The organism is Pseudanabaena biceps PCC 7429 (genome assembly GCF_000332215.1).
Lineage (GTDB): Bacteria > Cyanobacteriota > Cyanobacteriia > Pseudanabaenales > Pseudanabaenaceae > Pseudanabaena > Pseudanabaena biceps.
The window spans coordinates 19736-30275 of the sequence record NZ_ALWB01000035.1; the positions used below are offsets into that span (position 1 = coordinate 19736).

Sequence of the window (10540 nt, forward strand, 5' to 3'; positions counted from 1 at the left end):
TTGATTACAAATTGATTACAAATTGATTACAAAAGTTGAGAATGGAACATAGTTCTGTAATTAGAGAACGCTTGCCAATAGAGCTTTTTGGGCGTGAAGGCGATTTTCCGCTTCATCCCAAATACGGGACTGCGCTCCTTCCATGACTTCATCCGTAATTTCTTCACCACGATGAGCAGGTAGGCAATGTAAAGCGATCGCGGATTTATCGGCTAAAGCCATAAGTTCGGCATTTAACTGATAGGGCTGAAAAATAGGAACGCGATCTTCCGCTTCCGACTCCTGTCCCATGCTCGCCCAAACGTCTGTATAAAGGACATGGGCTGCTTGAGCCGCAAGTTTAGGATCACTGGTCACAATAACTTCAGAATTAGTTGCTAAAGCCTTCGCTTGAGAGACAATTTCGGGATTAGGAGTAAAATTTTTCGGTGAGGCAATGCGAACATTCATGCCCACGAGAGCGCAGCCAATCATCAGGGAATGCGCCATATTATTGCCATCGCCAAGATAGGTGAGAGTGAGTCCTTTTAACGAACCAAAATTTTCCAGTACGGTCAATAGGTCTGCCAAAACTTGACAAGGATGCTCTAAATCGCTCAGAGCATTGATAATTGGGATCTTGGAGAATTTAGCAAAGGTCTCTAGCTCCGCTTGCTCGAAGGTGCGAATTGCTAAAACATCCAAATAGCGATCGAGAACTCTGGCTGTATCTTCTATGGGTTCGCCCCGACTTACTTGAGTTACATTAGGATCGAGGTCGATTACATGCCCCCCCAGTTGATGCATAGCGACGGTAAAGCTAACTCTTGTCCTTGTTGATGCTTTACGAAAGAGCAATCCAAGGGTTTTACGCTGAAAGTCATACTGGATTTCCCCTGATTTAAGCTGTTTTGCAAGTGTCAGTAATTCCTGAATTTCACTTGGTTGCAAATCTGCCAAACTAAGAAGATCTCGTCCCTGAAGGTTTCCCATTGTTGTTAGTTAGAAAAGACTTGTAATGACTCTATCATCAACTTACAGCCCTTTACGTTTATCATAAACCTCACTTCTAAATATATAGCTGTCGTCTGTACTGAGGACATAAACCCCAAGAATTGACTAGCGGCACTTCGTGCCGCTAGTCAATTCTTGGGGTTTAATTTACGCCAACCTTCTCTTATCGGGAAGCTTAATGTAAGGAGTAATAGCTAGATTTTTACGCCAGATTTACGGGCGATCCAAATCTCCCAATTGCGAAGAAAACTCGATCGCGCTTTGAATATGCTGGCGATCGAAGGTTTAAATACCAGTTCGTCGCAGGGAGGCTGTACCAAAATTGTAAATAGTCCGAGCCGATTACCCACAATCGTATCGGTAAATAAGCGATCGCCTACCATCGCAACTTGAGAAGGAGGAAACCCCATCGCTTCGAGAACTTGACGAACCACTCGCCGTGAAGGTTTGCCAGCCCGACTGCGGTAGGGAAGGCTTAGACTCTCGGCAACCTTCTGAATGCGGCGATCGCTAAAGTTGTTGCTGGCTAGCCAGATTGGATAATTTTGACGCATTTGCTCTACCCACAACCGAATCTCCTCCGACACATCAGCTTCGTCATCGCCTATTAAGGTATTGTCCACATCCAAAATTAAGCCCCGCAATCCATGCTTTTCCATTAGTTGCGGTGTGATCTTATAAATTGGGGCTGACAAAACTAAGTCAGGAGCAATAAGTTGCCAAGGTTTCACAAATATTTTGATAATGTTAATTAAATAATCAATGATATTTTACAGTGCTTTGAACCGATCTTTCGCAATGCGATCAGCGTGTTTCTCTAGTCTATAACAGTCCTACAGGGCTTTGCGCCCAAATCCAAACTAAGAAATATCTTGAAAGTGTTGCTTTGCAGCACTTTCAAGATATTTCTTAGGGTTCTTTTGCTTAGGACATAAAACCCAAAAATATGAGTGGCGGCGCGAAGCGCCACCACTCATATTTTTGGGTATAGCTATTGTTTTGGTGCTTTCTGTTGAATTTTTTTGTCGATCGCCTGCAAGGCTTTTTCGTGATCCTCTAAAGTCCGACTAAACACATGGCTACCGTCATATTTGGCAACAAAAAATAGATAGTCAGTTGTCGCAGGATCGAGGGTCGCCTTGAGACTAGCTAAACCTACGGAAGCGATCGCCCCAGGGGGAAGCCCTTCATTTAGATAAGTATTGTAAGGAGAAGCCGTTCGCACCTGCTCCAAGGTCAAAGGATTTTCTGGTGTCTGACGAATGTTTAACCCATACTCAACGGTCGGATCGGACTCCAGTCGTTTATTTTGTTTGAGTCGATTCCAAAAAACGCCAGAGATTAGCCGCCGCTCGGTGTCAATAACTGCTTCTTTTTCGACAATACTAGCGAGCGTTACCCAATCCTTAAGACTGACTTTGACCTTGGGCTTACCAGACTGGCTTTCTTGATAAACTGGCAAAGCTACCTGCTCAAACCGATCGAGCATCAAATTAATGATGCGATCGGGAGTTGCCTCAGATGGCAAGATTTGGTAGGTATCGGGAAATAGAAAACCTTCCAAACTGGGGATATCTTCGGGCAGCCAACTGCGACGCTTGGGACTCGTCCTTTGAGCGGCGGCAACAAAATCTTTCGCACTGAAAAATCCTTGCTTCTCAAATAAATCTGCCATCTGGGCGATCGTCCAACCTTCAGGAACCGTAAATCGGACTTCTGCCGATTTCGTGGTCTGAATTTGAGCCACCACCTCTTGCAAAGATTGATTGGTTGTTAGGTCGTAGGTTCCCGATTTCAATGCGACTGAATCGTTACCCCGCAACGATTGCCACTGTAGCCACAGACGCAAAGCTAAGCTAGAGCGGATTATACCCGCTGATTCTAGTTCTTGGGCGATCGCTTGAGTTGGCATCCCCTCAGATATGGTTAATCGAACTTTTATGCCAAAACTACTAGGCGCGGCACTTGCCCAAATCCACCAAGAACTACTAACTAAACCAGTAAATAAGATGGTTGCGGGGATAGCAATGCCATAAAACAGCCAATTAGAACTCTTCTTCGGCATCTTCTGTGCTGAGGACATGGTCTAGATATTGCTCCACATAAGGCTCAAGTGCTGCCATCTCTTCTGGAGAAAGGATTTCTGGTTGACCATCATCACCAACTTTCGCAATAAACATCAGAGGGTCGAGGGATGTAAATACTGAAAAAGCCTGCTCTTCATAGTAGAAATGGGCTAGCTCTTGAAACTCACCACAATTACCATCTTCTTCAGTATCAATCTCAATGATATCTTCTTCAGTTGCTTCAGGTAATTCGCCCTCAACGGTCAATGTATGAGCCGACCTTTTGAGAGAAAGATTTTGTTCTGCAAGAACTGCCTGAGCGACTGGAAAAATCAGATCGATTTCCTCTTCAGTGACATCGACCAATTCAGTTTCTTCTTCGTCATCAGTTTCTTGCCATGCAAAGATTTGCACGGAAAAATCCACTGGTTGCAGCAACAAATATTCGGTGCTGTCCACTTTAAACGCGGTTTCGACAGTGCAAGGCAAGCTCTTACCTGCGTCATCCGTAAGTACGATCGTCGATCCTTCCATAGATTGCTGTTTTGTATCCTATAGCACTACTAGCTCAGAGAAACCCTCTTGTATAAGGCTTTTGGCGCTTTTAAGCATTATGACAGCAAAGGGGACATATTTGGAAATATCAGAGATGTGGCTTGGTGGCATATCTATTTACAGCATTTACAGCTTGTTACCACGCCAATTGCAGGAATATCGCGATCGCTTGACAGTAGCGCAAGCGGCGCTTGCGCTACTGGTTTTTGGGCGAGCTAATTACTTAGAACTCTTTAAAGCCAGCCATTGCTGCAAGATGAGAGCGGCAGCTTTGCGATCGATCATTTCTTTGTTGTGCCTTGTCGAAATCCCCTGCGATCGCATCATTTCTTCGGCTTCGTAGGAAGTTAGACGTTCATCGACAAATTCCACTGAGATACCTAATTGTTTAGCAGCACCCTTGGCAAATTTTTGAACATGTTTGGCTTGATGACCGAGGGAGCCATCCATGTTGTAGGGTAAACCTACCACTAAAGTATCGATCGCCCTTTCTAAAATTAGCGATCGCAGGATTGCCATATCTTCATCCCAAGATCTGCGGGTAATGGTGGTAATCCCATGCACGGTTATACCGAGGCGATCGCATCCAGCGACACCGATCCTTTTTCTGCCAACATCTAAACCTAGGGCTGCATACTGCATAAAATTATGTGGGGCTTGTGTGGGGCTTGTGTGGGGCTTGCCGCGTCATGCCAAGCTACTGATTTTGAAATGGTTGGACTTTTTGGATGAGGGCTTGCGATCGCGCAATAATCGTCGTCCAGTCGTCCTCAGCGATCGCTTCTGGTGAAAATAAATGGCTAGATATGCCCACAGCGATCGCCCCTGCCGCTAGAAATCGATCCGCATTTTGGATTGTAACTCCCCCTGTAGGAATGAGGGGAATATCGCGCAATACGGGCTGTAAGCATTTCAGATAATCAACCCCGCCCACCACTTTAATCGGAAAAACTTTAACCGCCGATGCTCCCGCTTGCCATGCGGTAATTATTTCTGTGGGGGTTAAGGCTCCAGCAATCACAGGAATATTACTTTCGACTCCCTTGGCAATTAAGTCGGGATTGGTATGGGGCGTAAATAAAAAGCTACAACCACAGGCGATCGCTTTCTCCGCACTATCAATATCGAGAACGGTTCCCGTCCCAATTTTGCAGTCAGGTAATTCCTGCTGTAATTTGGGAATGAGCGACTCAGCGCGATCGGTATTCCAAGCAATCTCTATGAGCTTGATACCCCCTGCGGCGGCGGCAAGCGCCATCTCCCTTGCAGTACTAATATTATCAGCGCGAATAACGGCAATAATGCGATGCTGTTGCAACAAACTTAGCCAAGGATTCACAGGATTTTTGCAAAAATTTGCATTGGCGATCGACTCCCAAAGATCATTACATAAAGCCTTAGTTTTGCAAACCCAGAAGGAAGGAATCTTACCTCTTTCACAGCTTTTCCGTAGCTAAGACGCTTGCGAATAAAAACTGTCCCGTGTAGTCAACGTTAGCTGCGACAATCAAACCCAATAGAGAGTGGCGGCGCAAAGCGCCGCCACTCTCTATTGGGTTTGATGTCCTAACTTAAGTGAATATAGCTATAACTTTGGCTGAGCGTAGTCGAAGCCATAGGCACTTTAATTAATAGCCAGTCCCTAATACCAAATTTTTAAGTAGCTGGGCATAATTAAAACCCAGAATCAAAAGCCCTGTAGCGCACGCTGCGCGTGCGCTACAGGGCTTTTGATTTTATATTTATTGCGTTCAGCTACTTACTTCTCACCATTATTCCTGCTGCATTCCTGCCACAGGAATGCCTCATAATATTTCTTGGATTACAAATGTTAAAAAATATCTATGGCTTTGAAAGTTGGCGATCTTGCCCCAGAGTTTAGCGTGGCTGATACCCACGGCAATATTGTGTCTCTTGCCAGTCTTAGGGGCAAACGGGTAGTTCTATATTTCTATCCCCGCGACAATACCCCAGGATGTACCAAGGAAGCTTGCGGCTTTCGCGATCGCCATGCCGAGTTTCAAGCGAAAAACACATTGATTTTTGGCGTTAGTACCGATGATGCGAAATCTCATCAAAAATTTACTGAAAAGTTTGACTTACCTTTTCCTTTGCTATGTGACGTGGATGCTAAGGTGGCTACCGCCTACGAGAGCTATGGCAAAAAGCAAATGATGGGAAAAGAATATATGGGTATCTTCCGCAATACCTTTGTGATCGATGCAGAAGGTAAAATCGAGAAAATTTATCTTGCCGTTAAAGCTGAGCCTCACCCCGCTCAAGTTTTAGCCGATATCTAGGTAAAGGAGGAATCTCCACATCCTCCATATATTTACAATTATCTGAGGTGGAAATCTTGAATTTAAGCAAAAGCAAAACTGCTAGCTCGACTAATAACTCAACTAATAATTTAACTAGTAACTTAACTAGCAACTTAACTAAAGCTACTAAAGCTAATTGGACAATTCGCGATCGCCAGTTCATTTGGGGCGATCGCACCTATCTAATGGGTATTTTGAATGTGACTCCCGATAGCTTTAGCGATGGCGGTCAGTTTAACTCGCGAGATGCAGCACTTAAACAGGTTGCTCAGATGAGCCCCTATATTGACATGCTCGATATTGGGGGCGAATCGACCCGTCCTAATGCCGCCGCAATTAGCGCTGCCGAGGAGATCGATCGCGTTTTGCCGATCATCGCCGCAATTAGAGATGAATATCCTGATCTGCCGATATCCATCGATACGGTGAAGGCGAGTGTTGCTAAAGCCGCGATCGCCGCAGGAGCCGATATGCTTAATGATGTTTCCGCAGGTAGAGCAGATCCTGAAATGTTGCCTCTGGCGGGTAAGTTACAAGTCCCCATCTTTTTGATGCATATGCAAGGGGAGCCAAGGACTATGCAAATTAATCCCCAATATCGTGATGTGGTCAAGGATATTCAGCAATTTCTCACCGACGCAATTTCTGTCGCTAAGTCCTGCGGCATTCCCAAACATTTAGTTGCGATCGATCCTGGTATCGGTTTTGGCAAAACCCTTGATCATAATCTCGAACTATTAAGAAATTTGCGAGCCTTCCAGTCGATCCCTGCACCCCTATTACTAGGAGTATCCCGCAAAAGCTTTATCGGTAAATTATGCGATCGCCCAGAACCTAGCGATCGCCTTTTGGGAACGATTGCGGCCTGTAGTGCTGGCATAGCGGGAGGAGCAGATATCTTACGGGTTCACGATCCCAAGGAAGTAGCGGAGGCTTGTCGAGTGAGCGACGCAATATTTCGGTAGTAGTTCTGATGGTTTCTTATCGAAATATTGCATAATCCCTATGCATAATTGATGCATAATCGGTCAAGATCGACCAAGATCAAAAAGTATCCGTAACAGTCCATCAGTTACAATAGGCAAACAGGATGTAGGCTTTAATACAATCCAGTAAAGTTTGTAATCATTTTTTAGAGGGCAAGACGTGCCACAGGCTAAGCATTTGCTGATTGGTTCAACTAGATCGGGCAGTGGAAAATCAGCAACAATTCTGGGATTAACATACAACTTGCAAGCCAAGGGTTACAAAGTTGGCTACGGAAAACCAATTGGTACTTTTACGACCAAGGAGTTACCCGAAGCAGCCGAGCGCAGTGAAGCTGATGTGGAATTTATTAAGCAAACCTTAAGCTTGCCACAGTCACTTTTGCGCCCTACCCTCCTTAATCTTGACCGCTCTGCCCTCCAGCGCCGCCTATCTGGTGAAGATACGGCTGATTACAGCGATAAGCTTGAAGAATATAAAGAAATCATTGAAGGCGATATCGTCTTTCTTGAAGCTCCTGCCAATACTGCGGAAGGGGCGATTTTTGGGCTTTCTTTAGAGCAAATGGCAGTCCATCTTGAAGCTCCAATTCTATTAGTGATGCGGTTTGGCTCTCTGTTGGTGGTAGATCATATTCTCATGGCAAAACGACGTTTTGGCGATCGCCTCTTGGGTGTGGTAATTAATGATATCCCCGACGAGCAGTACGAAACTGCGATCGAAATTCTGCACCCATACCTCGAAAATCAAGGCATTCCCGTATTTGCCCTGATGCCCGAAAATCGTACCCTAAGAAGCGTCAGCGTCTCCGAGATCATTGAGCAGCTTGGTGCAAGTATTCTCTGCCAGCCCGAAAACATCGATCTTGGCAAAATCATGGTCGAAGAACTAAAAATCGGTGCTATGGATGTTAGTTCGGCACAAAGCTATTTCCGTAAGTCCTACAATAAAGCGGTAATTACAGGCAGTAGTCGGATCGATCTTCAGTTTGCGGCGCTTGAAACCTCTACAAATTGTCTAATTTTAACGGGTCGTCCCTTTGTAAATGAGGATGTCGCTCACAAGGCCATGGAATTAGGCGTACCGATTCTCGCCGTTAGCAAAGACACCCTCAGCACCGTTAGCATTATCGAAGGTTGCCTCGGTCAGGTGCGATTGCATGAAGGGGTAAAGGTGACTAGTATTTGCGACATGATGGGCAAGCATTTTAATTTTGATCGCTTCCTGAAGTTAATGAATATCAAAGCCTTAGCAAAGGTTTAATCATACTAACCATCTATTGATCTATTAATCTAAGTAGCTAGGCGCAATTAAATATAAAGCCCCAAAACCTATAGCTCACGCTGCGCGTGAGCTATAGGTTTTGGGGCTTTAATTATGCTCAGATACTTATCTAAGTGCTTGTGCAAAATAAATTACCAAAACCCATAAAGTTTCGCCCCGTAGGGGCGAAACTTTATGGGTTTTGGTAGGCTAGCTACTTATAGGTAAAAAGTCTGCGCTCAAGTACAGACTTTTTACATTTCTTGCAAGGTTTTCCATCCAGGCGACCATAGCGATCGCCTATTTAGGGCTTTAGCATTGAGCCAAAACCTCACAGAGTCATCGCAGGCGGCTTTAATCTCGGCAAAAACTAAGTCTCCTTCATTTTTGCGATTGACAACAACAAAATGTCTCCAACCGAAGGTTTCCTGCTCGGCAGTCCATTTTGAACCGATCAGATGGGGAAATTTCTGTTTTTTTGCCATAGAAACTTAATCAACATCGTCATCATCGAGATCGTCATCATCATCGATGTAACTAGGATCGTCACCCAACATTAATTCACTCAATTCTTCAGCTTCATCATCAAACTTTAAGCTAGATTCAGTGCCTTCTCTAGCGATGAGCCGACCCGTTGACTCGAGCCAGTCAAGAATCGACGCTTGCTGTTGAGTAGGAATAATTGCTGCGGGCTGATTTCGGCGCTGTACACGCAAAGCGGGATTATTAATCATAAAAATATCAAGTAAAATTCTTAGTCTAATTTAAGAAGCGAGCCTCGCACGCTTCTTAAACCGTTAGAAGCCTGCGGGTAAACCTAAACCACCAGTAAGATCTTCCATCTTTTGTTTCATCGTACCCGTAGAAAGTTGATAGGCATCCTTAAGAGCGGCGAGTACCAAGTCTGATAAAACCTCTGCACCCTCATTCAACGCTTCAGGAGCAATTTCTACGCTTTGAGGTTCTTGGTTACCGCTTAGAGTTACCTTCACCAAACCACTACCCGATTCACCCGTTAGGCGCAGTTGATCTAATTCTTCTTGCAGCTTTTTAGCGCCTTCTTGAATTTGCTGGGCTTTTTGGAAGGCTTCTTTCATTTTGCCTAAACCAAAGCCAAATCCTTTTCCCTCTGACATAGCAGTATCAGTTGTATCCTAAGTTTTCCCATACATTATGTCACTAATCGGCACGGTTCGGTAAATTCCAGAGCGAGGAGGTCTGAAATTGCCGCACTGTTTCGACATTTACGCTAAAAAATTTACGCTAGAAAAACACTACTCGACTGTCAAATCCTTGACGACGAATAGTCAGGTTCAGGGTTTCGGCGCTAGGGCGATCGGGATAGCCTTGAACTTCGATATAGGTACCGCGATAGGAAGAACGTAGCTGGGCGCTGGGGGCGATCGCTTGTACGCGCTGTAATTCTGAGGTTTGTCCTGTCGGAATAATCACGAAATAGCGAAGTTGCGAGGTATTGACGATACCTTGACTGGCGATCGGCTGATTGGCATTCTGAATGGGGATCGGTTGGCTTTGCTGAGAAACTGGTTGTGGCGATCGCACGATCTCGATCGCGTTGCTTTGGTTGCTCGGTAGCTCTGACCCTGGTACATTTGGCAAGGCATCGGTGCGAGTTGTCTGAATGGGGACTGACTCGACGGGGATTGGCGCGGAAGAAGTAGTTGTGGTTATGGGCTGAACGGTGCTGCTGGGAACAGTTGCAAATTTACTCTGGACGGTTTTAATTTGGGGAGCGAGCCCTGCTTGACTGAATTGGGCGGCTCGACGTTGCGCTAGATTTAAGTTATTGAAGCGTCCTAACTGTACGACTTGCTCACCCGTATCTAAGCGGCTGATAAATGCATCGGGAGCTAATACCTTTGCCTGTTTAACATTGGCTACATTTGGTAAATATACGAGGTACTGAGCACCAGCGCTTACTGGTGTGACTGTTACGGAATCATTAGGGAAAGACTGAGCATTGCTGGCACTGCTAAAGTTAATTAGCAGATTCGCGCTAATACTCAAGAGCGAGGCTAGCCCAAAGGCAAAGCTACGAAGAGGGGTTGTGTGTGTGGGGAGTCTCATATACTTGCTAGCCGAAGGTAGCGGGAATAAGGAAATTGGGCGCGATTGTACCATACTCTACAAGACTCGCATAATCTCTTTTAGTTCAATATAGGGCAACCGCACACGTTCATGAATAAATAACGAAGACTAAGGTGAAACTATGTTTAAGGCGTTAAGTATATGCTTGAGATAGTTGTCATCCCATCCAGCTTTAAGTCGTTTAGTCTTGACTCCGACCTTAGTTTTTTGTTCTACGGGAAGTAAATTTAAGCCAACATGACGAAT

13 protein-coding genes and 1 pseudogene are annotated in these 10540 nt (G+C 45.1%); 3 read left to right on the forward strand and 11 right to left on the reverse strand.

The genetic code is table 11. From position 1 onward, the window contains the following. Nucleotides 1-60 precede the first annotated feature (60 nt). The 6 genes from argF to PSE7429_RS06195 all read right to left on the reverse strand — a co-directional run bounded on the left by argF (nucleotide 61) and on the right by PSE7429_RS06195 (nucleotide 4953). Nucleotides 61-972 (reverse strand): ornithine carbamoyltransferase, encoded by a 912-nt coding sequence (gene argF / locus PSE7429_RS06170; RefSeq protein ID WP_009626240.1) that lies wholly within the window; start codon nucleotides 970-972, stop codon nucleotides 61-63. Nucleotides 973-1187: 215 nt separating this feature from the next. Next, entirely contained in the window at nucleotides 1188-1736 is a 549-nt protein-coding gene (locus PSE7429_RS06175) for a YqeG family HAD IIIA-type phosphatase (protein ID WP_331459078.1), read from the reverse strand. Nucleotides 1737-1984: 248 nt separating this feature from the next. Beyond that, complete coding sequence (gene mltG / locus PSE7429_RS06180; protein ID WP_173400651.1) at nucleotides 1985-3076, reverse strand: endolytic transglycosylase MltG; 1092 nt, start codon at nucleotides 3074-3076, stop codon at nucleotides 1985-1987. Continuing rightward, nucleotides 3039-3593, reverse strand: a complete 555-nt coding sequence (locus PSE7429_RS06185) for a DUF3727 domain-containing protein (protein WP_009626243.1) — start codon at nucleotides 3591-3593, stop codon at nucleotides 3039-3041. The genes mltG and PSE7429_RS06185 overlap by 38 nt, the downstream gene beginning before the upstream one ends. Nucleotides 3594-3833: 240 nt before the next feature. After that, the gene (gene ruvX, locus PSE7429_RS06190; RefSeq protein WP_009626244.1) at nucleotides 3834-4256 is read right to left on the reverse strand and encodes a Holliday junction resolvase RuvX; all 423 of its coding nucleotides are present in this window, start codon (nucleotides 4254-4256) and stop codon (nucleotides 3834-3836) included. A gap of 55 nt (nucleotides 4257-4311) precedes the next feature. Next, nucleotides 4312-4953 (reverse strand): bifunctional 4-hydroxy-2-oxoglutarate aldolase/2-dehydro-3-deoxy-phosphogluconate aldolase, encoded by a 642-nt coding sequence (locus PSE7429_RS06195; protein WP_009626245.1) that lies wholly within the window; start codon nucleotides 4951-4953, stop codon nucleotides 4312-4314. Nucleotides 4954-5458: 505 nt separating this feature from the next. On the opposite strand from PSE7429_RS06195, the gene bcp reads away from it, so the two are divergent. From bcp to PSE7429_RS06210, 3 genes are all read left to right on the forward strand, one after another. After that, nucleotides 5459-5914, forward strand: a complete 456-nt coding sequence (bcp, locus tag PSE7429_RS06200) for a thioredoxin-dependent thiol peroxidase (protein WP_009626246.1) — start codon at nucleotides 5459-5461, stop codon at nucleotides 5912-5914. A gap of 47 nt (nucleotides 5915-5961) precedes the next feature. Beyond that, nucleotides 5962-6900 (forward strand): dihydropteroate synthase, encoded by a 939-nt coding sequence (folP, locus tag PSE7429_RS06205; RefSeq protein WP_407681155.1) that lies wholly within the window; start codon nucleotides 5962-5964, stop codon nucleotides 6898-6900. Nucleotides 6901-7081: 181 nt separating this feature from the next. Continuing rightward, nucleotides 7082-8185 (forward strand): phosphotransacetylase family protein, encoded by a 1104-nt coding sequence (locus tag PSE7429_RS06210; RefSeq protein ID WP_009626248.1) that lies wholly within the window; start codon nucleotides 7082-7084, stop codon nucleotides 8183-8185. Between the two features lie 254 nt (nucleotides 8186-8439). Here PSE7429_RS06210 and PSE7429_RS06215 read toward each other — a convergent pair whose 3' ends face one another. The 5 genes and pseudogenes from PSE7429_RS06215 to PSE7429_RS27075 form a co-directional block, all read right to left on the reverse strand. Next, nucleotides 8440-8670, reverse strand: coding sequence for a TIGR02450 family Trp-rich protein (locus tag PSE7429_RS06215; RefSeq protein WP_009626249.1), 231 nt, complete (start codon nucleotides 8668-8670; stop codon nucleotides 8440-8442). A 6-nt stretch (nucleotides 8671-8676) separates the two neighbouring features. Next, a complete protein-coding gene (locus PSE7429_RS06220) occupies nucleotides 8677-8919 on the reverse strand; it encodes a DUF3134 domain-containing protein (RefSeq protein ID WP_009626250.1) in 243 nt (80 codons plus the stop codon). Between the two features lie 63 nt (nucleotides 8920-8982). Further along, nucleotides 8983-9321 carry a YbaB/EbfC family nucleoid-associated protein gene (locus tag PSE7429_RS06225; protein ID WP_009626251.1) on the reverse strand — a complete coding sequence of 113 codons (339 nt, stop codon included), beginning with the start codon at nucleotides 9319-9321 and terminating at the stop codon, nucleotides 8983-8985. A 127-nt stretch (nucleotides 9322-9448) separates the two neighbouring features. Continuing rightward, nucleotides 9449-10273, reverse strand: a complete 825-nt coding sequence (locus tag PSE7429_RS06230) for a hypothetical protein (protein WP_040687509.1) — start codon at nucleotides 10271-10273, stop codon at nucleotides 9449-9451. 129 nt (nucleotides 10274-10402) lie between these two features. After that, a pseudogene (locus PSE7429_RS27075) lies at nucleotides 10403-10540 on the reverse strand (ISAs1 family transposase); the annotation flags it as partial.

Excerpts from the sequence above, each read along its gene's own strand:
- argF (WP_009626240.1), bottom strand. The coding sequence starts at position 972 with ATGGGAAACCTTCAGGGACGAGATCTTCTTAGTTTGGCAGATTTGCAA.
- mltG (WP_173400651.1), bottom strand. The coding sequence starts at position 3,076 with ATGTCCTCAGCACAGAAGATGCCGAAGAAGAGTTCTAATTGGCTGTTT.
- PSE7429_RS06185 (WP_009626243.1), bottom strand. The coding sequence starts at position 3,593 with ATGGAAGGATCGACGATCGTACTTACGGATGACGCAGGTAAGAGCTTG.
- ruvX (WP_009626244.1), bottom strand. The coding sequence starts at position 4,256 with ATGCAGTATGCAGCCCTAGGTTTAGATGTTGGCAGAAAAAGGATCGGT.
- bcp (WP_009626246.1), top strand. The coding sequence starts at position 5,459 with ATGGCTTTGAAAGTTGGCGATCTTGCCCCAGAGTTTAGCGTGGCTGAT.
- PSE7429_RS06215 (WP_009626249.1), bottom strand. The coding sequence starts at position 8,670 with ATGGCAAAAAAACAGAAATTTCCCCATCTGATCGGTTCAAAATGGACT.
- PSE7429_RS06220 (WP_009626250.1), bottom strand. The coding sequence starts at position 8,919 with ATGATTAATAATCCCGCTTTGCGTGTACAGCGCCGAAATCAGCCCGCA.
- PSE7429_RS06225 (WP_009626251.1), bottom strand. The coding sequence starts at position 9,321 with ATGTCAGAGGGAAAAGGATTTGGCTTTGGTTTAGGCAAAATGAAAGAA.
- PSE7429_RS06230 (WP_040687509.1), bottom strand. The coding sequence starts at position 10,273 with ATGAGACTCCCCACACACACAACCCCTCTTCGTAGCTTTGCCTTTGGG.